The organism is Lactobacillus kullabergensis, from assembly GCF_003151025.1.
GTDB lineage: Bacteria > Bacillota > Bacilli > Lactobacillales > Lactobacillaceae > Lactobacillus > Lactobacillus kullabergensis.
Genome location: NZ_CP029477.1, coordinates 450,087 through 470,688 on the forward strand (window position 1 = coordinate 450,087; position 20,602 = coordinate 470,688).

At 40.6% G+C, this 20,602-nt stretch carries 18 protein-coding genes, 16 tRNA genes and 3 rRNA genes; 30 read left to right on the top strand and 7 right to left on the bottom strand.

The annotated features are described in order from the left end of the window. Positions 1 to 45 precede the first annotated feature (45 nt). Positions 46 to 357, top strand: coding sequence for a thioredoxin (gene trxA / locus DKL58_RS02170; RefSeq protein ID WP_034980713.1), 312 nt, complete (start codon positions 46 to 48; stop codon positions 355 to 357). Positions 358 to 384: 27 nt separating this feature from the next. Here the strand turns inward: trxA and mscL are convergent, their stop codons facing one another. Beyond that, positions 385 to 756, bottom strand: coding sequence for a large-conductance mechanosensitive channel protein MscL (gene mscL / locus DKL58_RS02175; protein WP_109585943.1), 372 nt, complete (start codon positions 754 to 756; stop codon positions 385 to 387). Positions 757 to 828: 72 nt separating this feature from the next. Further along, positions 829 to 1,248 (bottom strand): YslB family protein, encoded by a 420-nt coding sequence (locus DKL58_RS02180; protein WP_109585944.1) that lies wholly within the window; start codon positions 1,246 to 1,248, stop codon positions 829 to 831. A gap of 69 nt (positions 1,249 to 1,317) precedes the next feature. Here DKL58_RS02180 and murI point away from each other — a divergent pair, with 69 nt between their 5' ends. After that, complete coding sequence (gene murI, locus DKL58_RS02185) at positions 1,318 to 2,106, top strand: glutamate racemase (RefSeq protein WP_109585945.1); 789 nt, start codon at positions 1,318 to 1,320, stop codon at positions 2,104 to 2,106. 13 nt (positions 2,107 to 2,119) lie between these two features. Further along, positions 2,120 to 2,734, top strand: a complete 615-nt coding sequence (locus DKL58_RS02190; RefSeq protein ID WP_109585946.1) for an XTP/dITP diphosphatase — start codon at positions 2,120 to 2,122, stop codon at positions 2,732 to 2,734. A 93-nt stretch (positions 2,735 to 2,827) separates the two neighbouring features. Here DKL58_RS02190 and DKL58_RS02195 read toward each other — a convergent pair whose 3' ends face one another. After that, positions 2,828 to 3,643, bottom strand: coding sequence for a mechanosensitive ion channel family protein (locus tag DKL58_RS02195; protein ID WP_109585947.1), 816 nt, complete (start codon positions 3,641 to 3,643; stop codon positions 2,828 to 2,830). 111 nt (positions 3,644 to 3,754) lie between these two features. On the opposite strand from DKL58_RS02195, the gene DKL58_RS02200 reads away from it, so the two are divergent. After that, complete coding sequence (locus tag DKL58_RS02200) at positions 3,755 to 4,180, top strand: DUF948 domain-containing protein (protein ID WP_109585948.1); 426 nt, start codon at positions 3,755 to 3,757, stop codon at positions 4,178 to 4,180. 17 nt (positions 4,181 to 4,197) lie between these two features. Further along, on the top strand, positions 4,198 to 4,614 hold the full coding sequence (locus DKL58_RS02205; RefSeq protein ID WP_109585949.1) for a DUF1269 domain-containing protein: 417 nt from the start codon (positions 4,198 to 4,200) through the stop codon (positions 4,612 to 4,614). Between the two features lie 80 nt (positions 4,615 to 4,694). Here DKL58_RS02205 and DKL58_RS02210 read toward each other — a convergent pair whose 3' ends face one another. Beyond that, the gene (locus DKL58_RS02210) at positions 4,695 to 5,795 is read right to left on the bottom strand and encodes an aminopeptidase P family protein (RefSeq protein WP_109585950.1); all 1,101 of its coding nucleotides are present in this window, start codon (positions 5,793 to 5,795) and stop codon (positions 4,695 to 4,697) included. A 149-nt stretch (positions 5,796 to 5,944) separates the two neighbouring features. On the opposite strand from DKL58_RS02210, the gene DKL58_RS02215 reads away from it, so the two are divergent. Next, a complete protein-coding gene (locus DKL58_RS02215) occupies positions 5,945 to 6,946 on the top strand; it encodes a substrate-binding domain-containing protein (protein ID WP_109585951.1) in 1,002 nt (333 codons plus the stop codon). Positions 6,947 to 6,977: 31 nt separating this feature from the next. Here DKL58_RS02215 and DKL58_RS02220 read toward each other — a convergent pair whose 3' ends face one another. After that, positions 6,978 to 8,366, bottom strand: a complete 1,389-nt coding sequence (locus DKL58_RS02220) for a glycerophosphodiester phosphodiesterase (protein ID WP_109585952.1) — start codon at positions 8,364 to 8,366, stop codon at positions 6,978 to 6,980. 85 nt (positions 8,367 to 8,451) lie between these two features. Between DKL58_RS02220 and DKL58_RS02225 the strand changes: the two genes are divergently transcribed. The 5 genes from DKL58_RS02225 to DKL58_RS02245 are packed head-to-tail and all read left to right on the top strand — an operon-like array spanning position 8,452 to position 12,131. Further along, positions 8,452 to 8,784, top strand: coding sequence for a hypothetical protein (locus tag DKL58_RS02225; protein WP_045927662.1), 333 nt, complete (start codon positions 8,452 to 8,454; stop codon positions 8,782 to 8,784). Positions 8,785 to 8,795: 11 nt separating this feature from the next. Continuing rightward, the gene (locus DKL58_RS02230; RefSeq protein WP_109585953.1) at positions 8,796 to 10,187 is read left to right on the top strand and encodes a bifunctional metallophosphatase/5'-nucleotidase; all 1,392 of its coding nucleotides are present in this window, start codon (positions 8,796 to 8,798) and stop codon (positions 10,185 to 10,187) included. Continuing rightward, positions 10,171 to 10,749 carry a YutD family protein gene (locus tag DKL58_RS02235; protein ID WP_045927664.1) on the top strand — a complete coding sequence of 193 codons (579 nt, stop codon included), beginning with the start codon at positions 10,171 to 10,173 and terminating at the stop codon, positions 10,747 to 10,749. Before DKL58_RS02230 ends, DKL58_RS02235 begins: the two co-directional genes overlap by 17 nt. Further along, complete coding sequence (locus DKL58_RS02240; protein WP_109585954.1) at positions 10,750 to 11,526, top strand: TIGR01457 family HAD-type hydrolase; 777 nt, start codon at positions 10,750 to 10,752, stop codon at positions 11,524 to 11,526. Next, the gene (locus DKL58_RS02245) at positions 11,523 to 12,131 is read left to right on the top strand and encodes a TIGR01906 family membrane protein (RefSeq protein ID WP_045927666.1); all 609 of its coding nucleotides are present in this window, start codon (positions 11,523 to 11,525) and stop codon (positions 12,129 to 12,131) included. Before DKL58_RS02240 ends, DKL58_RS02245 begins: the two co-directional genes overlap by 4 nt. Before the next feature lie 10 nt (positions 12,132 to 12,141). On the opposite strand, the gene DKL58_RS02250 is transcribed toward DKL58_RS02245, so the two are convergent. Further along, positions 12,142 to 12,792, bottom strand: a complete 651-nt coding sequence (locus DKL58_RS02250; protein WP_045927667.1) for a VTT domain-containing protein — start codon at positions 12,790 to 12,792, stop codon at positions 12,142 to 12,144. Between the two features lie 9 nt (positions 12,793 to 12,801). Further along, complete coding sequence (locus DKL58_RS02255) at positions 12,802 to 13,722, bottom strand: NAD(P)/FAD-dependent oxidoreductase (RefSeq protein ID WP_239386414.1); 921 nt, start codon at positions 13,720 to 13,722, stop codon at positions 12,802 to 12,804. Between the two features lie 506 nt (positions 13,723 to 14,228). Here DKL58_RS02255 and DKL58_RS02260 point away from each other — a divergent pair. The 19 genes from DKL58_RS02260 to DKL58_RS02350 all read left to right on the top strand — a co-directional run bounded on the left by DKL58_RS02260 (position 14,229) and on the right by DKL58_RS02350 (position 20,524). Beyond that, positions 14,229 to 15,794, top strand: a 16S ribosomal RNA gene (locus DKL58_RS02260). Between the two features lie 216 nt (positions 15,795 to 16,010). Then, a 23S ribosomal RNA gene (locus DKL58_RS02265) occupies positions 16,011 to 18,919 on the top strand. Between the two features lie 78 nt (positions 18,920 to 18,997). Next, positions 18,998 to 19,114: ribosomal RNA gene (rrf, locus tag DKL58_RS02270) — 5S ribosomal RNA — on the top strand. Together the 16S, 23S and 5S rRNA genes with 16 tRNA genes alongside form the textbook arrangement of a ribosomal RNA operon. Before the next feature lie 4 nt (positions 19,115 to 19,118). Next, positions 19,119 to 19,191 (top strand) — tRNA-Val (locus tag DKL58_RS02275). A 4-nt stretch (positions 19,192 to 19,195) separates the two neighbouring features. Then, a tRNA-Lys gene (locus tag DKL58_RS02280) sits at positions 19,196 to 19,268 on the top strand. A gap of 12 nt (positions 19,269 to 19,280) precedes the next feature. Then, positions 19,281 to 19,362: transfer RNA gene (locus DKL58_RS02285), tRNA-Leu, on the top strand. Positions 19,363 to 19,394: 32 nt separating this feature from the next. After that, positions 19,395 to 19,467 (top strand) — tRNA-Thr (locus DKL58_RS02290). Positions 19,468 to 19,478: 11 nt separating this feature from the next. Beyond that, positions 19,479 to 19,550, top strand: a tRNA-Gly gene (locus DKL58_RS02295). 10 nt (positions 19,551 to 19,560) lie between these two features. Then, positions 19,561 to 19,646: transfer RNA gene (locus DKL58_RS02300), tRNA-Leu, on the top strand. A 9-nt stretch (positions 19,647 to 19,655) separates the two neighbouring features. Then, positions 19,656 to 19,729, top strand: a tRNA-Arg gene (locus DKL58_RS02305). A gap of 6 nt (positions 19,730 to 19,735) precedes the next feature. Further along, positions 19,736 to 19,809 (top strand) — tRNA-Pro (locus tag DKL58_RS02310). A 30-nt stretch (positions 19,810 to 19,839) separates the two neighbouring features. Further along, positions 19,840 to 19,913, top strand: a tRNA-Met gene (locus tag DKL58_RS02315). 13 nt (positions 19,914 to 19,926) lie between these two features. Then, positions 19,927 to 20,000 (top strand) — tRNA-Ile (locus DKL58_RS02320). 39 nt (positions 20,001 to 20,039) lie between these two features. Next, positions 20,040 to 20,113: transfer RNA gene (locus tag DKL58_RS02325), tRNA-Met, on the top strand. Positions 20,114 to 20,116: 3 nt separating this feature from the next. After that, positions 20,117 to 20,190, top strand: a tRNA-Asp gene (locus tag DKL58_RS02330). 6 nt (positions 20,191 to 20,196) lie between these two features. Continuing rightward, positions 20,197 to 20,269, top strand: a tRNA-Phe gene (locus tag DKL58_RS02335). Positions 20,270 to 20,280: 11 nt separating this feature from the next. Then, positions 20,281 to 20,351: transfer RNA gene (locus DKL58_RS02340), tRNA-Gly, on the top strand. A 5-nt stretch (positions 20,352 to 20,356) separates the two neighbouring features. Continuing rightward, positions 20,357 to 20,430, top strand: a tRNA-Ile gene (locus DKL58_RS02345). Between the two features lie 4 nt (positions 20,431 to 20,434). Further along, a tRNA-Ser gene (locus tag DKL58_RS02350) sits at positions 20,435 to 20,524 on the top strand. Positions 20,525 to 20,602 lie beyond the last annotated feature (78 nt).

The window sequence follows — 20,602 nt, forward strand, 5'->3', positions numbered from 1 at the left end:
AAAATATCAATAGATAACTATTTTTTCCTTAAAGGAGGGTTTTTCATGGTTGATGAGCTTACAGATCAAAACTTTGAAGAAGAAACAAAAGACGGTGTCGTTTTAACAGATTTTTGGGCAACCTGGTGTGGTCCTTGTAAAATGCAATCACCAGTTGTTGATGAACTGGCTGAAGAGCGACAAGACGTTAAATTTACTAAGATGGATGTTGACCAAAATAAAGAAGTACCTAGTTCCTTAGGAGTAATGGCAATTCCAACTTTATTGATTAAAAAGAATGGTGAAATTGTCGATCGTATTACCGGTTATACTCCAAAAGCAAAACTTAGTCAGATTTTGGATCAATATACAAAATAAAAAATTCCTGCATTTGCAGGAATTTTTTTAATTGCTTTTTTCTTTTAATAAATCGCGTATTTCCTTGAGATAGTCTTCAGCAGATGGACCAGCAGGTTGTTGCTTCTCATTGTGTCTCATTACTTTATTGACAGCTTTGACTAGTAAGAAAACTATGAATGCTATAATCAGGAAATTAATTACAGTATTGATAAACTCACCGTATTTAAATGTGGCACCACCGGCTTTAAATACCAAATTGGATAGATCGATTCGTCCGATAAATAAACCCAAAAGGGGATTAATTAAATTGTTTACCAATGAATTAACAATGTTGGTAAAAGCTCCACCAATAATTACACCTACAGCCAGATCAATAACATTACCACGTTGAATAAATTCTTTAAATTCTCTAAGCATTTTATTTCCTCCATTCTTACTTTAATCATATTGCAAAAATAGCAAAAGACTAAATTATTTGTTTCTGGAAGTTTAATCAAACTTAGCGATTAATTTAACTTCTTTTTTTCGTTCATCAACTTTGATTTCGCACTCAGTTGTGCGACCAGTTTCCTTTTCAATTGCTTCTGCAATGATGCCGGCCTCAAGCGAAAACTCTTGGCTGCCACTGCTAATCCGATCGGTCACATTTTGCCCCTTGAGCTTAAATACTTCTTCGCTGTGATGGCTTCTTGCTTTTTCTAAATTGCCAAATTCAGTGGTTGCAAAGAAACTAACCACATCTTCAAATGACAACAAATCATATTTACGGGCAATTCGTTTGCCACCCCAATAAAGAATCGCTTCATTGTCTTTACCTAAAATTGTTGGCAGTAAGAAATCACGATAAAGTTGATTCACAAAATAAACATGTTCGTGTCGCTCGTTATTGTTTTGCATAAAGAAATTCATCCCTTTTATTTTCTTTTATTTTACCGTAAAATTGACTGAAGTATAAATTATTTAGGGGAGTCTTTTATAATGGATAACCGACCAATTGGCTTGCTAGATTCTGGTGTTGGCGGGTTGACAGTAGTCAAAAAAATTATTGGCAAAATGCCACATGAGGCGACCGTTTTTATTGGAGATAATGCTCATATTCCTTATGGTGATAAGTCTAAAGCGGAAATTATCGCGCTTACTAAGCAGAGTGTTAACTTTTTGCTGAGCAAAAACGTCAAATTGATTATTTTTGCTTGTAACACGGCCACGGCAGTGGCTATGAAAGCTATTCAAAAAGAAATTGAACCGCAAATTATTGGCGTAATTCAGTCAGGTGCCGTTGCAGCTGCAAATGCAACAAAAAACAAAAATGTTGCAGTCGTGGCTACCAAGATGACTGTCGGCTTACATGCATATCAAAAGGAAATTCAGACACGTGATCCCGAGATAACGGTGAACGAACTAGCTACTCCACAAATTGTACCTCTAATTGAAGCCAATGCGGGACATCAAGCTTATGTTTCTGCTCTTAAAAAGATTTTATTGCCAATAAATAATTTAAATATTGATACTCTAGTCTTAGGATGTACTCATTATCCAATTATCCGCAATGAATTTGTCCAATGCTTGAAACCCGGTATACAAATAATAGATCCGGCAGATCAAGTTGCCAACTATACATATAATATTATGAAACGTGATCAGATGTTCACGGATAGTTCAGTTAAAGGAAAGCACGAGTATTATACTACAGGTGATATTAAAATGTTTGATGAGCTTGGTAAAAAAGTATTACAGGATCAGAAATTTAGTGCACAGCACCTTTAGTAAAGGAGAAAAAATGGAAGTATTATTTGCTACTACCAATAAAGGAAAAGTCAAAGAGCTAAAATCAGCATTTAAAACGTCTGCAATTAATGTTAGCCTCAAAACCAATGCTGATTTAGATAGACCACCTTTAGTTGATGAGTATGGAATAACTTTTGAGCAAAACGCTAAGTTGAAGGCCCACGAATTAGCAGATTACAGTCATATGTTGACAATAGCTGATGATTCTGGATTAATCGTTGATGCACTTGATGGTGCTCCTGGAGTTCATTCTGCACGTTTTGCCGGTCCCGAGCATAATGACCAAAAGAATAATGCCAAATTGCTGGCAGAACTTGGCGGAGTACCTTTAAAAAAACGGACAGCCAGGTTTAATACTACAATCGTAGTTTCTAAGCCAGGTCATTTTGACCAGGATTTAGTTGTTTCAGGTCAGTGTGAAGGCTTAATTTTACCCGCGCCTCAGGGCGATGATGGATTTGGCTATGATCCACTTTTTTATGTGCCTGAAAAGCAAAAAACTTTTGCAGAGATGACAGTTGCTGAAAAAAATAGTCTTTCTCATCGGGGAAAAGCGATATCTCAATTGCTTAAAGAGTTACCTAACTGGCTGGCTCAGTTTGAATAAATGAAAAACTGATGAAAATCTATAGTAATATCTCAACAAAAATAATAATAAGTTTGTTGAATTTACCATATTTGTTTTTATCAGTTTTTATTTTTATTCTGCCAATAAAATTTTATTTTCGGGTAAAATTTTTAAATATTGTGTCAGGTACTCATCTTGAACTTCTTTTTCATGGCCAGGTTTGACTTGAAAATGAACAACATAATTGACAGTTTGTGCTGTTTGTTCTGTGATACCAACTATTTTAGGTTCTTGCACTAGAAAATCAAAATTAGTACTCAATTTATTATTAATTTGGTTAATAATATCGTGAACTTTTGCAAAGTCATTATTGGCTTTAAGCTGCATTGTTATATCCAAACCAATGCCGCCATGGGCCAGATTTTGGACTATTGAAATGTTGCGATTGGGAATGTAGATAATGGAACCATCGGATCCTTTAAGTCTGGTAGTTCGTAGACCCAACTGAACTACAACTCCTGTTTGATTGTTGATGGAAACAATGTCACCCACATCAAACTGATCTTCGCTTAAGATGAAAAAGCCGTTGACCAAATCACTGACAAATCCTTGCGCTCCCATACCTAAAGCTAATGAAAAAATACCGGCACTTGCAAGCAGAGTTCCAATTGGAATGCCTAAAATAGATAATACCGCAAATAAGTAAAAGAAGATTACTGTATATTCAAAGATACTGTTAATTAATGCCGTAACAGTTTGTGTTCTCTTATTTTGCTTTTTTTTACTGCGCTTTAAATAATGGCTGATAATTTTTTTGCCAAAATGATCAATTAAGTAAAAAACTATAGATGAAATTGCTAACTGCCAGACAATTGCCAAAACTTGTTCACCCAGTCTGTCCCAGTTGAATTTGAGGACATTTTTGTTGATTTGAAATATTTTATTCATTGTAATTACCTTTCGTATATGCATATTAACTATAACAAAATATGACATATAGATTGAGATTAAAGCATTTTCATGCTAGACTTTTTTTAGGTATAGAATTGGAGGTAAAAGATGAAATTTTCTTATGGTGCATTAGCAGGGTTGATTGCTGCAATTGCATTATTAATTTTAGTACTTTTCACAATTCCAGTGCTTATTCGAGCCGCAAAAGCTACTAGAGAAGCAGAAAAAACGATCCGAAGTGCTAATGAGTCGATTCAACAAATTTCTGAAGATGTCGATGATTTACTACATCAAACTGGAGATTTGCTGGATAAAACCAATGTCTTGTTAGCAGATGTTAATGTTAAAATGAAAACTATTGATCCTGTTGTTCAGGCAGCAGCTGATCTAGGCGAAAGCGTTTCAGATGTTAATACCTCTACCAGAAAAATGGCAAAACGTTTCAATAATTTTCATTGGAAACGTAACGGATTGATGTCATCTGCTTTAGCATCGGTGTTTGCACGGCATAAGCGACGTAAAGGTGAAGATTAGTAAAAGGAGTTACTTTTATGAAAAAGTTTGTAAGTTTTGTTTTAGGTACTATTGTTGGGACTGCGGCAGGGTTTCTTGCTGGTTCTCTATTAGTAAGTGATGACCAAATCGATGAATTGAAGAAAAAAGTTAAGAACAATGAAACTGTTCAAGATTTAAAGAAAAAATATGATAACGGTACTGAAATAGTAAAGAATCAACTGGCTTCATTCCCTAAGAATGTAGAAGATGATTCAGAACTAAAGGATTTTGATGATATCGTTATTGATAATTCAAAAGATGATGACGCGCAGCAAAAAGATCATGCTCAAGATGTAGCGAATGATCTGCATCATGCAGAAACAAATGATGATTTTAATCATCCGGAACCTCCAAAGCCTGAAGGTCCATCTGATCCGTCTGATGCACCTGTCGACCCATATTCCAGACCATAAAATTAATTAAAAATGGCGCTAGCAGAAAAGATATTGCTGCTAGTGCCATTTTTGTTTAGTCAAACAATTTAAGTTCTTGTTTAAAGAGGCAGAACTTTGAGTTCCTTACTGGTGTGAGTAAATGGCTTATAACCATCTTTAGTAACGACTCCACAATCCTCAATTCTGACACCCGCAACATTTGGAATGTAAATTCCGGGTTCAATTGAAAAACACATTCCCTCTTCAATTATGAGATCATTACCTTGTACAATTGACGGGTATTCGTGAACTTCTTTTCCGATTCCATGACCTAAACGGTGGATAAAATATTCTCCATAGCCGGCTTTAGTAATGATATCCCGGGCAACGCTGTCGAGTTCAGAAGCAGTCATACCTGGTCTGACCGCATCGATAGCAGCTTGTTGAGCTTCACGATCAATTTCATAAATTTCTCTTTCCTTAGCCGTTGGCTCGCCATAAGCAACGGTGCGACTGGAATCTGAAGCATAACCATTGTGCATAGTACCCAGATCAAAAAGAACTAATTCATTAGGCTTAACTTTATTCATAGTAGGACCTAGATGAGGATTGGCAGCATTGGCACCAGCCTGCACAATAGTTTCAAAACTTTCATGCATTACTCCTTTTTGCACTTTGAGCTGATACTCAATTTGTCCTGCTATGTATCTCTCAGTTACGCCTTCTTTAATAGCGTCGAAGCCAATTTGAAATGCAAAATCTGCTTCACGTCCTGCGGCCTGCAATTGTTTGATTTCCTCAGGAGTTTTATAAAGGCGAATTTTATTAACGAAATTTGAAAGATCACCATCAAAATTTGCATCTGGAAATTGTTCGTGAATGAGTTGGTAGTGAGAAACAGAAAGGTTGTTTTTCTCTAAAGCCCATTTTTGATATTCTTTTGTTCTGCTTCTTACCTTGTCAGCAATAATTTCCCACGGATTTTCTGAATCCAGATAGCCGTATACATCACCGTTCCACGCTGAGTTTTTTGCTTCTTCAACGTTTAAAGCTGGCACGAACACAAATGGATCTTGGTCCTTGAATGCTAAAAGGGCAAAAATTCGTTCGTGAGGCTCCATATCATATCCGGTAAAGTAGGCAATTGTAGTTGGGTTAGAAATATAGGCAACATCGTTGTCAGAACTTTGCAGCCATTCTTGTAATTTTGTTAAATTCATAGCTTCTTCCTTCCATTTTGAATTCATAGTTAAAGAAAGTATATCATGTTCTCGACTTGAAAAAATGAAAGAATAGTTGTAAACGTTTGCACTTTCCTAAAAAAAATGATAAATTTTATACTAGTAAAATTAAGATGGGGGAACCAAGAATGCGTAAACAAGATATTACAATTTATGATGTAGCTCGTGAGGCTAAAGTATCAATGGCCACAGTTTCACGAGTAGTTAATGGCAATACAAATGTGCGTAAAGATACGCGCGATCGAGTAATGAAAGTAATCAACCGGTTGCACTACCAACCTAATGCCGTAGCTCAAGGCCTTGCGTCCAAAAGAACTACTACGGTTGGGTTAATTGTACCGGATTTAACCAACCTTTATTTTGCAGAATTGTCAAAAGGTATTGATGATATTGCTCTTTTGTACAAATACAATATCATCATTACCAGTATTGAAAACCGTTTGATGAGAGAAGACCAGGCGATTCAAGGGTTGCTTAATAAACAGGTTGATGGGGTAATTTACATGTCAGATACACTGCCTGAAGAAGCGGTTGAAGCTTTTAAGCGTACTGATACTCCAGTGGTTCTGGCAGGGACTAAAGATAGTCACAGTGAATTTCCGTCAGTTGCCATAGATTATAAAAAGGCAGATACAGAAGCCTTAAATCTACTTTATAATGATGGCAGAAAGAATTTGGCTTTGGTATTAGGCAATCCTGATACTGTAGTTAATGTACAAAACAGAATTCCAGCTTACAAGAAATTTATGTCAGATCATAACTTAGGTGAAGGTCATATTTATTCTAATGTTAAGGATCATTCTGACGGATATAATTTATTGTCACAATTAGATCAGGATGGTGTCGATGGCGTAATTGTAACCAATGATGTTACTGCTGTTGGCATTTTGAATTCCGCAATTGATGCTGGTAAAAAGGTGCCTGAAGAATTAGAAATAATTACTGCAAGTGCTACGCAAATTGCCTCAGTTGTCCGTCCCGCTTTGACAGCTATTCGGCAACCACTTTATGATATTGGTGCAGTAGCAATGAGAATGCTCACTAAGCTAATGAATAATGAAGAAGTACCAGAAACCCAGATTGAACTGCCTTATGAAATATTGAAAAAACAAAGTACAACAAATGAGTAAAAATCGTTTATTATATAAAAAGTGTTGCAAGCTAGTCATGCAACACTTTTTTAGTTGTTAATTTTTGAATTTGTTTTATTTGTTCCCATGTATTGAGAGGCTCGGCAGATTTCAATGGTAGGTAAGGAGTTAACGCAATATTAGAATAACGACTCATCCGTGGTAAATGACGATAATTTTGCCAACTAGCTTCGTCAAAAAAGCCATAAAATAGAATGTCACGTGCTTTGACCCACCCCAAGGATGTATATAGCCATAAACTTTTGGGACTGCCATTGAAATTCTCTATTTTAAACAAAGTATTGGCAGGTAAAACTTTATTAGTTTTTGATTGATTATCAGGAAAGCGGTAAACATGCACATCTTTTTGAGGCTTGGCTAATACTTGCTTATTTTGATAAGGTGCGATATCTTCAGGCTTTAAATCCATATTAACAAATTCTGCCGAGATAAAGGTCTGGTTAGCAATTTGATAATAAAGCTGATTATGGGCTCTGACCCCATACATTACCTCAAATTTTTGCCCCGGATAAACAAACTTATCTTGTTTATCCCGCACATAAGGATTCATCATTGTTTTAGTCTTTTTTTTGCCAAAATAACTGCCACTACGGTGAATGTCATATTTCTTAGTACCTTCTTTTGCCAGTTTGTATTTAAAACCAGTATTAGGGAAATTGGTTACGACACCATCAACATTTTTATTAATTAGCCATTGCCACAAATCAGGGGACTCATTCATTTCAGTCCATACAAAAACCTGCTTATTTAACTGGTGCAGCCAATGTATCAGCCAAGCATGATTTAAAATCAAATCAGAGGAAACATTAACGGCATTTACTTGCGGTAAATTACTAAAATTCATTCTTTTAAGGCTGCCGACAATTAAAATTAGGTAGGCATCGGGCATAATCTTACGGAAGTGAAACAAGCTGGCAACTGAAAAAGAATGGATCATAACCCGTTTCTCCATATGATACTTTTTGATAGTTGCTGCAATTTGGTCTTCTAATTCATAAGACGGATCAATCGAATGATCTATTTTAGTTTCAAGAATAAATTTTGTATTTGGTCTTTTTTGATAGTATTCAAATAATTGTGGTAAACTCATGACATGTTCACCGTTGTCATAGGTTAACTCGCTAAGTGCCCGCCAATTATTTTGTGATACAATTGCATGTGTATGGGTCACGCGAAACAAGTCATCATCGTGTGAAACAACTAACTCTCCATCTGCAGAAAGATGGAGGTCAAGTTCAACGTAATCAGCACCCGAATTAAAAGCAGAGTTGTCACTTTGAATAGTTTCTTCAGGATATTTGCTGGGGTCGCCCCGATGGCCGACCACAGTGAAACCACAGGTTGTAATAAAAATGATGCTAAAAATGAGAGCCCTGATTAATTGGCTTTGATATTTCATGTGTACACCTCTATTGTTAATTACAATAGCATGGTTGCACATTTTTTGCTACATGTCACAGATTTAATTTATGCGGGGGATATTGATGAATGAACAATATGAAGAGTTGGATTTAATTGAAGAAATTGTGCGCAACGATGGCAGTAAGTATTTTGAAATTTCCAATATTGATCAAAATGGAATAGCTGAACTTGCCGCAGATCGTGGAAAAATTAAAAGCGTGCGAATTTTGCAATTGAATATTCCACGTACTAAGGCCCTTATTACCTATGAAAAATATATTAATGAAAACTACAAACTTGAAACTTTGACTAATGAAGATGACTGGAAAAATCCTGATTGGGTGGAATGGAAAAAGCCAAAGGGAAAAGTCCTAGATGCATATAATATGGTTTTGAAATCTAATCAAATTGGATAGAGAGCATGATAATGGAAAAAATTCGCATTTTACACACTAATGATTTACATTCACATTTCGAACATTTCCCCAAAATTGGCCGGTATTTGCGGGAAGCTCAAAAAGATAAATCTGTCGATCAAATTTTTACTTTTGATGCCGGAGACTTCATGGATCGTTCTCACCCTTTGACTGATGCGACATATGGTCAAGCTAATATTAAGTTAATGAACTCTTTTCATTATGATGCAATTACTATTGGCAACAATGAAGGGATTTCCAATTCACATTGCGTAGTGGAAAAATTATTTGACCATGCTAATTTTCCCGTTATTTTAGCGAATTTGCGCGAGGAAGACGGTTCAATGCCTCATTGGGCTGTTCAAGATAAAATTTTACTTACCAAAAAGGGCACTCGAATTGGTCTAATTGGTCTGACTGCAGCTTATCCTCTTTCTTATGAACCTAATCACTGGCACGTTAAAATGTTGAAAGAAACAATGGACGGTGTTTTGCCAAAAATGAAGGGTCAGTATGATGTGTTAATTTTAATAACTCATATTGGCTTAAATATGGATACTTTTTTAGCTAGAAATTATCCTCAAATTGACTTGATTGTGGGCGGACACAGTCATGACCTGTTGCCACATGGTAAAAAGGTGGAAAATGTCTGGATTACTCAAACAGGTAAATGGGGTAATTATGTGGGGAACACTTATATGGAAATCGATGATAATCATCATGTGCAAAAAATCATTCCACATGTTGTGCCCACCAGTTTGATGAAGCCCAATTTAGATGATGAGGAAACTATTTTAGGCTACAGGCAAAAGGGAAAAGAAATCTTAAGTCGCGAACTTGTGGCTGATTTGCCTGAGAAATATGATAATGACCGTGAAGCTGCTCTTCAGGTTTCCATGAATGCCATTGCAAATTTTGCAGGAACAGATTTAGCTATGCTCAGTTCAGGTCTTTTTTTAACACCATTTAAAAAGGGCATTTTGACTAAATATGATTTGCAAAAAGCATTGCCACATTCAATGCATGTTGTACGTTCTACTTTAAAAGGCAGTGATTTGTGGCGCCTAGTTATGGAAATCGAAAAAAACCGACATTTTTTGGATCAGTTTCCTTTGCAGGGCATGAGTTTTCGAGGGAAAATTTTTGGTCAAATGTACTACAAAGGGATCAAATTTGATCCTATAAGCAGAGTGGTTTTTGTAAATGGCAAGGAAGTTGATCCATATCGGGAATATCAAATTGCTGTTTTGGATCATTATGTCTTGGTACCATTTTTCCCCACCCTGGCAATTGTTGGTGATAATGAATTTTTGTTCCCCAAATTTTTACGTGAAGTAATAGGGGATTATTTAGCAAAAAAGTATCCATTAACGGGAAGTGAAAATAATGGTAGAACAAACTAGCAGTAAAAAAAGAAAAGATAATAAATTTGAACAAGATCAGCCATTGCGGCATCCTCTGGCTGCTGTTAGCTTGGATGATGATCAACTAAAAATAAACAAACAGCTTTATCAAGTTGTGGTTAATAAGAATGAGGCTCTTGATCTTGAACTTTTGCGCCAAAAATATGATCCTTATTTAGATCAATATGATTTTATTGTTGGTGATGTGTCAAGTGAACATTTGCGTTTAAAAGGCTTTTACCAGGATAATGCACAAACAGCAATAGATCGAAAAAAGCAGACTATTGCCGACTATTTATTGGAATACTGCAATCCGGGAGGCCCATATTTTGTTTTACAACTTTTAAGCCCGGTTCATCATTATCATTATAATAAAAGAAAAAGGCGTAAAAATTCGTTCAAGAATAGGACGCAGAGTTCAAATCGGAGAAAACTGAATAAAGCTTTTAAAAGTTATCATATACGACCGACCAGAATAAAAAAACCTGAAACAGTTACTGTAAAAAAAGAACGGACAAACCAACATTCTTTTGTAATAAAAAAAAGAAAGGGCAGCAAATAAGTGAAAGATTACCGTTTATTTTTAATTGATCTTGATGGCACAATTTATCGCGGTAAGGAAACTATTGCTTCTGGGGTTCGTTTTGTTAAGCGCCTTGAAAAAGCGCATAAGGACTATATTTTTCTGACTAATAACACAACACGCACTCCCCAAATGGTTGTAAACAAGCTTAAAGTTCATGGGGTACAAACTGATGTTGCGCACATTTATACGCCGTGTATGGCAACTGTAAGTTATATTCTGAAAAATGAAAAAGAGCGAACAGACAAAATTGGTGTTTATATAATTGGTCAAATTGGCTTATGGCGTGAATTCATGCAAAATCCAGCTTTTGAACTTAACGATACTAATCCTGAATACGTTGTGGTCGGAATGGATACAGATTTGACTTATCACAAAATTCAAGTGGCCGTGAGTGCAATAAGAAGAGGAGCTGACTTTATTGGTACTAATGCGGATTTAAATTTGCCTAGTGAAAAAGGTTTAATGCCTGGCAACGGTTCTCAGTGTGCAATGATTGCAGCTTCGAGTGGAAAAGAGCCGTTTTTTATTGGAAAGCCTTCTTCTGTGATTATTGATATGTTGTTAGCCAAGCTGCATTTTGCTAAAAAAGATGCGCTTTTGGTAGGTGACAATTACGACACTGATATCAAGGCAGGGTTTAACAGTCATGTTGACCAATTGCTGGTAACTACTGGTATTACACAAGTTGCGGATATTGAAGGTAAAAAGCAACCTACAATTTTGGTTGACAGCTTAGATCAGGTTAAATTATGAACAAAAAAAATAATATTCTAACTATTATTTATAATTTTATTTTTGCTGTTTCTACTAGTGTTGTAACGGCACTAGTTGCTAGTTGGCCCTTATTATTTGTCTTTGTTTTGGTGCAAAAAACAAATAAAACGGTGAATTTATCAGTTGGCCAAGTAATGAGCAACTATAATCAATTAATGTGGTATTTAATTTGGCCCTTTAAACGTAAATTGCGAATGAGTAATTTACATACTTCATCTATGGCCGCAGGTCATTTTGCAGATGTCAAAAAATTATTTGTTTTGGCAATTATTGCTTTTTTATGTTGTTTAATAATACTTTTTTGGTGCAAAAAGCGAAATAAAAAATTTTTGCGTTTAAATAAAGTATGGGCGTTGTTGTTCTTATTGTTACCAGTTGCCATTTTGCCGTTTGCTCTGACTAATTTTGATAATTTTTTTATTACTTTTCATCATTTGTTTTTTGCAGGCAGCAATACCTGGCTATTTGATCCAGTAACAGATCCAATTATTAATGTCCTCACTGAAGGTTTTTTTGCGTCTTGTTTTGCAATTGCTGGTATTGTTTATGAACTGTATTTCGCTGATAAATTATTGCAAAAATAAAAAGGAGTTCTTAATGGAACTCCTTTTTGTTTTTAATTCGTTTTTTTAATGCAACTATTAAAATCGGCAAAACAGAAATTAGGATAATTGCGATTAGCAACATTGAGAAATGCTCTTTCACAAATGGTATGTTACCAAAGAATGCACCCAATATCGTAAATAGGCCACTCCAGATTATTCCACCAATTACGTTATAAAGAGCAAATTTGCCATAGTGCATATTGCTGCCACCGGAGATAAAAGGAACAAATGTCCTAATAAAGGGAATGAATCTGCCGATAACAATGGTAATTGGTCCGTGCCTGTTAAAAAAGTTTTCAGCGGCCAGGCGATTTTTTTGGTTAATTAGCCTGTTAAACCAAGTATGTTTTGTACCTTGCTTTACAGACCAGGCCCCTATTTCATAATTGCAAGCATCGCCTAAGATAGCCGCCAGCAATACTGAAAAATAAATCCACCAAATGTTCAAATTATATTCTGGGTTAACTGCTAAAGAACTCGCAGCAAAAATTAGTGAATCACCGGGTAAAAAAGGGAAAATAACTAATCCAGTTTCAATAAAAATAATGGCAAAGATAATCAAGTATGTCCAATTGCCAAACTGATTAACTATTTCAATCAGATGATGGTCGATATGCAGAATAAAATTGATTATTGTCATAAACATCTCCTAAATACTGGTTGAATGAATTGTTAAGGTTTTTTCGGGAAAAAGCGCACGCATAATTGTAGTGATTGCAATTTGTGCTTCTCCAAATCCAAGTCCAATAAGAGGCACACGTCCGGGATACGTTGATACATCACCAATTGCATAGATGCCTGGTATATTTGTTTCCATAGAGCGTGATACTTCAATTTGGTTATTATTTAAGTTGACACCCCACTTTTTTACAAATTGGTTATTAGCACGGAAGCCATAGCCGACGATTATTTGATCAAATCGTTCATGAATAATGTTGCTGGTTCCCATCTCTTTTAAACCAATATTAAGTAGATTATCTCTGATTTGAATTGATTTAGGAAGATAGGGCGTTTGTACTTCAACATTTTTTAAACTTTTGAGTTTTTGAACACTGGATTCTAAGCCACGAAATTCATTTCTTCTATGAATTAAATTGATTTTCGTTCCTGGCTGATCTGCTAGTTCAGCTGCCCAATCAAGAGCAGAATCACCTCCACCAAAGACTCCTATTTTTTGATTTTTAAATTTTTGAGGATCTCTAACATAGTAGTGAACTCTTTTTTCGATTTCATCGTCCATTTTTAACGGAAATTTTTTAGGAGTAAATGATCCAGTTCCGGTGGCAATAATTACGCTTTTTACAGAAAAATTATTATCAATAATAAATTTTCTGTCTATTTTTTTAAGATCTACCACAGGATGATTTAAGATAAAAGTTGCATTTTGTTTGTCTTCAGTTTGTAATTTTTCGATTAATTCGCAAGCAGAAATAGAGCTAAAAGCTGGTATGTCCAAAATCTTTTTAAATGGATAAAGTAGTTTTGGCTGTCCCCCAACTTCTGCAAGTGAGTCAAAAACTACAGTTTTCAGACCATGAAGATGAGCAAAATTAGCACAGAATAATCCCACTGGACCTGCCCCAATAATTGCTAAATCAAAATTTTTTATTTTAAAAACTCCCCTCTAAACCTTGATATAACAACTTTATCATAAAAAAAGAAGTAAGTCTCTTCAATAAATTGTAAAAAAGACTTGCAAAAGGCAAAAATAATTGCTAGTATTAATAACTGTCGTCGGGCAATGAGCCGCAAGGCAAGAGGCCTAAGAGGCAGCACAAAAAATCGAGCAAAAGCAGTTGACAAAAGCGAGCTGCTTTAGTAAGATAATAAACGCTGTCGGGGAAGACGGCAAAAAGCTCCCAGAAAAAAGTGCTTGACAAAAGCGGCTGAATCTGGGAGAATAAAAAAGCTGTTTTAAAGAAGGCAGCAGGTAGTACCTTGAAAACTGAACAATGTTTTCGCAAAAATGTGCGGGTTTAACAGAACCCAAAACAAAAGAGCGAAGTCAATTTCGCAAGCAAATAAATCCGAGATGCGAATCTTGGAACGAATGAGCAAACATTCAAACAAACATTAAAAAATGAGAGTTTGATCCTGGCTCAGGACGAACGCTGGCGGCGTGCCTAATACATGCAAGTCGAGCGAGCAATCTTAACGGAATACTTCGGTAGGAAGTCAAGAGCGCGAGCGGCGGATGGGTGAGTAACACGTGGGCAACCTGCCCTATAGCTTGGGATACCACTTGGAAACAGGTGCTAATACCAAATAAGCAGCAAGAGCGCATGCTCAAGCTGGGAAAGGCGGCTTTAAAGCTGTCACTACAGGATGGGCCCGCGGTGCATTAGCTAGTTGGCAAGGTAACGGCCTACCAAGGCGATGATGCATAGCCGAGTTGAGAGACTGACCGGCCACATTGGGACTGAGACACGGCCCAAACTCCTACGGGAGGCAGCAGTAGGGAATCTTCCACAATGGACGCAAGTCTGATGGAGCAACGCCGCGTGAGTGAAGAAGGTTTTCGGATCGTAAAGCTCTGTTGTTGGTGAAGAAGGACAGGGAAAGCAACTGGTCTCTGTTTGACGGTAATCAACCAGAAAGTCACGGCTAACTACGTGCCAGCAGCCGCGGTAATACGTAGGTGGCAAGCGTTGTCCGGATTTATTGGGCGTAAAGCGAACGCAGGCGGGAGAATAAGTCAGCTGTGAAAGCCCTCAGCTTAACTGGGGAACTGCAGCTGAAACTATTTTTCTTGAGTGCAGAAGAGGAGAGTGGAACTCCATGTGTAGCGGTGGAATGCGTAGATATATGGAAGAACACCAGTGGCGAAGGCGGCTCTCTGGTCTGTAACTGACGCTGAGGTTCGAAAGCATGGGTAGCGAACAGGATTAGATACCCTGGTAGTCCATGCCGTAAACGATGAGTGCTAAGTGTTGGGAGGTTTCCGCCTCTCAGTGCTGCAGCTAACGCATTAAGCACTCCGCCTGGGGAGTACGACCGCAAGGTTAAAACTCAAAGGAATTGACGGGGGCCCGCACAAGCGGTGGAGCATGTGGTTTAATTCGAAGCAACGCGAAGAACCTTACCAGGTCTTGACATCTAGTGCCAGTCCTAGAGATAGGATGTTTCCTTCGGGAACGCTAAGACAGGTGGTGCATGGCTGTCGTCAGCTCGTGTCGTGAGATGTTGGGTTAAGTCCCGCAACGAGCGCAACCCTTATTATTAGTTGCCAGCATTAAGTTGGGCACTCTAATGAGACTGCCGGTGACAAACCGGAGGAAGGTGGGGACGACGTCAAGTCATCATGCCCCTTATGACCTGGGCTACACACGTGCTACAATGGTTAGTACAACGAGCAGCGAACCTGCAAAGGCAAGCGAATCTCTGAAAGCTAATCTCAGTTCGGATTGCACTCTGCAACTCGAGTGCATGAAGCTGGAATCGCTAGTAATCGCGGATCAGCACGCCGCGGTGAATACGTTCCCGGGCCTTGTACACACCGCCCGTCACACCATGAGAGTCTGTAATGCCCAAAGCCGGTAGGATAACCTGCAAAGGAGTCAGCCGTCTAAGGCAGGACAGATGATTAGGGTGAAGTCGTAACAAGGTAGCCGTAGGAGAACCTGCGGCTGGATCACCTCCTTTCTAAGGAAAGAGCAAGCCGAGACGGAGAGCAGGAATGCTAAGAGAAGTCCGGCGAGCGCACGGAAGCACATGAGTAGGGAAGACATTGTTTAGTTTTGAGGGTAATACCTCAAACGAGTTAGTACATTGAAAACTGAATATAATCCAAGAAAAAACCGAGAAACAATCAAAAGAGAAGAGATTGCCAAAGAGCGACCGAGAGAGTATCTTGAGTAAGGTCAAGTAAAGAAGGGCGCACGGTGAATGCCTAGGCACAATGAGGCGAAGAAGGACGTGACGAACCACGAAAGGCTTCGGGGAGCGGTAAGTACGCAGCGATCCGGAGACATCCGAATGGGGGAACCCAATGCATGCAGATGCATTACCAGGCGGTGAACAAATAGCCGTATGGGGCAAGACGCAGCGAACTGAAACATCTAAGTAGCTGCAGGAAGAGAAAGAAAAATCGATTTCCTTAGTAGCGGCGAGCGAAGAGGAAAGAGCCCAAACCAGATGATTTATCATTTGGGGTTGTAGGACTGCAATAAGGCAGCGCAAAGGATAGCAGAATTATCTGGGAAGGTAAGCCAGAGAGGGTGAGAGCCCCGTAAGCGAAATCCGGAGCGCGCCGAGCAGGATCCTGAGTAGGTCGGGACACGAGGAATCCCGATTGAAGCAGCGAGGACCATCTCGCAAGGCTAAATACTACATTGTGACCGATAGTGAACCAGTACCGTGAGGGAAAGGTGAAAAGAACCCCGGGAGGGGAGTGAAAGAGAACCTGAAACCGTGTGCCTACAAATAGTCAAAGCCCATTAAAGGGTGATGGCGTGCCTTTTGTAGAATGAACCGGCGAGTTACGTTAGCTAGCGAGGTTAAGTCAGAAAAGACGGAGCCGGAGCGAAAGCGAGTCTGAAGAGGGCGCAGCAGTTAGCTGACGTAGACCCGAAACCAAGTGACCTACCCATGACCAGGTTGAAGGTGCGGTAAAGCGCACTGGAGGACCGAACCCACGTAAGTTAAAAATTGCGGGGATGAGTTGCGGGTAGCGGTGAAATTCCAAACGAACTTGGAGATAGCTGGTTCTCTCCGAAATAGCTTTAGGGCTAGCCTGGTGCCAGGACGATCATGGAGGTAGAGCACTGTTTGGACGAAGGGCCCGTCAGGGGTTACTGAATTCAGATAAACTGCGAATTCCAGAGATCGGGGCACTGGAGTCAGACTGCGAGTGATAAGATCCGTAGTCGAAAGGGAAACAGCCCAGATCACCAGTTAAGGTCCCCAAATCTATGCTAAGTGGAAAAGGATGTGGAGTTGCGTAGACAACTAGGATGTTGGCTCAGAAGCAGCCATCATTAAAAGAGTGCGTAATAGCTCACTAGTCGAGTGACGCTGCGCCGAAAATTTACCGGGGCTAAGCATAGTACCGAAACTGTGGATGTGCAGGAATGCACGTGGTAGGAGAGCGTTCTAAATGCGGCGAAGCTTAACTGAGAAGATAAGTGGAGCGTTTAGAAGTGAGAATGCCGGTATGAGTAGCGCAAGACAGGTGAGAATCCTGTCCGCCGAAAGACTAAGGTTTCCTGGGGCAGGCTCGTCCGCCCAGGGTAAGTCGGGACCTAAGGCAAGGCCGAAAGGCGTAGTCGATGGACAACAGGTAGAAATTCCTGTACTGCGCAGCTTCGTTAACAGCGAAGGAGGGACGCAGGAGGCAAAGAACGCATGGCGCTGGAAGCCATGTTCAAGCGTTAAGTGTGGTAATGAGTCAAATGCTTGTTGCCGAAAAGCACAAGGCGTGATGAGGAGCGAAATCAAAGTAGCGAAGGTTCAAGCGTCACACTGCCAAGAAAAGCTTCTAGCGAGAAGCTGCGTACCCGTACCGCAAACCGACACAGGTAGTCGAGTGGAGAACACTCAGGTGAGCGAGAGAACTCTCGTTAAGGAACTCGGCAAAATCGCCCCGTAACTTCGGGAGAAGGGGTGCTGGTGCAACAGCCAGCCGCAGTGAATAGGCCCAAACAACTGTTTATCAAAAACACAGGTCTCTGCCAAGTCGTAAGACGACGTATAGGGGCTGACACCTGCCCGGTGCTGGAAGGTTAAGGAGAGCTGTTAGCGCAAGCGAAGCAGCGAACTGAAGCCCCAGTAAACGGCGGCCGTAACTATAACGGTCCTAAGGTAGCGAAATTCCTTGTCGGGTAAGTTCCGACCTGCACGAAAGGTGTAATGATTTGGGCACTGTCTCAACGAGAGACTCGGTGAAATTATAATACCCGTGAAGATGCGGGTTACCCGCGACAGGACGGAAAGACCCCATGGAGCTTTACTGCAATTTGATATTGGGCAGCTGTTAAACATGTACAGGATAGGTAGGAGCCGGAGAAGATAGCACGCCAGTGTTATCGGAGGCAATGTTGGGATACTACCCTTGTTTGATGGCTGCTCTAACCAGGGCCTCTAAGCGAGGCATGGGACAGTGTCAGACGGGCAGTTTGACTGGGGCGGTCGCCTCCTAAAGCGTAACGGAGGCGCCCAAAGGTTCCCTCAGAATGGTTGGAAATCATTCACAGAGTGCAAAGGTATAAGGGAGCTTGACTGCGAGAGCGACAACTCGAGCAGGGACGAAAGTCGGGCTTAGTGATCTGGTGGCACCGCATGGAAGGGCCATCACTCAACGGATAAAAGCTACCCTGGGGATAACAGGCTTATCTCCCCCAAGAGTTCACATCGACGGGGAGGTTTGGCACCTCGATGTCGGCTCGTCGCATCCTGGGGCTGAAGTCGGTCCCAAGGGTTGGGCTGTTCGCCCATTAAAGCGGCACGCGAGCTGGGTTCAGAACGTCGTGAGACAGTTCGGTCCCTATCCGTCGTGGGCGTAGGAAATTTGCGAGGAGCTGTCCTTAGTACGAGAGGACCGGGATGGACATACCGCTGGTGTACCAGTTGTCTTGCCAAAGGCATCGCTGGGTAGCTAAGTATGGCCGGGATAAGCGCTGAAAGCATCTAAGTGCGAAGCCCCCCTCAAGATGAGATTTCCCATACGCAAGTAGTAAGACACCTCAAAGACTAAGAGGTAGATAGGCTGGGAGTGGAAGAGCCGCGAGGCTTGGAGCGGACCAGTACTAATCAGTCGAGGACTTGACCAGAGCTTGAAGGCAATCAAGGTTTTTGAAAAGAGGATTATATTTAGTTTTGAGCGTAGAAGCTCAAAGAGAGAGAAAAAGTACGGTGGCAAGAGCAAGAAGGAAACACCTGTAACCATGCCGAACACAGCAGTTAAGCTTCTTCACGCCGAGAGTAGTTGGTGGGAGACTGCCTGCGAGGGTAGGACGCTGCCGTGCTTATGGAGGATTAGCTCAGCTGGGAGAGCATCTGCCTTACAAGCAGGAGGTCACAGGTTCGAGCCCTGTATCCTCCATCTCGAGTCGTTAGCTCAGTTGGTAGAGCATCTGACTTTTAATCAGAGGGTCGACGGTTCAAGCCCGTCACGACTCATGGCCCCATTTTGCGGGTGTGGCGGAATTGGCAGACGCGCTAGATTTAGGTTCTAGTGTTTTCGGACGTGTGGGTTCAAGTCCCACCACCCGTATTCGCCAGTAATATATACCATATTTACATTTTGCCGATTTAGCTCAGTTGGTAGAGCATCTGTCTTGTAAACAGGGGGTCGTACGTTCAAATCGTATAATCGGCATCACATATCGTGCGGAAGTAGTTCAGTGGTAGAACATCACCTTGCCATGGTGGGGGTCGCGGGTTCGAATCCCGTCTTCCGCTTTCATTACTTGCCGGGGTGGCGGAATTGGCAGACGCACGGGACTTAAAATCCCGCGGTTGGTTTCAACCGTACCGGTTCGACTCCGGTCCTCGGCATTTAGTGATGCGCCCTTAGCGCAACTGGATAGAGTGTCTGACTACGAATCAGAAGGTTGAAGGTTCAAATCCTTCAGGGCGCATAATTACGGGAAGTGGCTCAGTTTGGTAGAGCACCTGGTTTGGGACCAGGGGGTCGCAGGTTCGAATCCTGTCTTCCCGATTGTAATCTTTATAAAATGATTGCATTGTTGGCGGTGTAGCTCAGCTGGCTAGAGCGTCCGGTTCATACCCGGGAGGTCGAGGGTTCGATCCCCCCCGCCGCTATTTCCCAGAGCTTGGACCTTTAGCTCAGTTGGTTAGAGCAGACGGCTCATAACCGTCCTGTCGTAGGTTCGAGTCCTACAAGGTCCATAAAGTATGGAGTTTGTTTGTACTTTTATATTTTAAAATCGCGGGATGGAGCAGTCTGGTAGCTCGTCGGGCTCATAACCCGAAGGCCGGTGGTTCAAATCCACCTCCCGCAATATGGTCCATTGGAGCAGTGGTTTATCTCGTCTCCCTGTCACGGAGAAGATCATCAGTTCAAATCTGATATGGACCGTAGGATGGCTCGGTAGCTCAGTCGGTAGAGCAAAGGATTGAAGCTCCTTGTGTCGGCGGTTCGATTCCGTCCCGCGCCATTTATATTAGTGCGGGTATGGTTTAGTGGTAAAACGAAAGCCTTCCAAGCTTTAGTCGCGAGTCCGATTCTCGTTACCCGCTTTTTGGGGCCTATAGCTCAGCTGGTTAGAGCGCACGCCTGATAAGCGTGAGGTCGATGGTTCAAGTCCATTTAGGCCCATTGTGGAGACTTACTCAAGTGGCTGAAGAGGCGCCCTTGCTAAGGGTGTAGATCGGGTTATTCTGGTGCGAGAGTTCGAATCTCTCAGTCTCCGCTGATATAATTAAGAAGACCGTAGATTTTGTTCTAACGGTCTTTTTAATTACTAGATATGGGCTTTAATCAGTTGTTA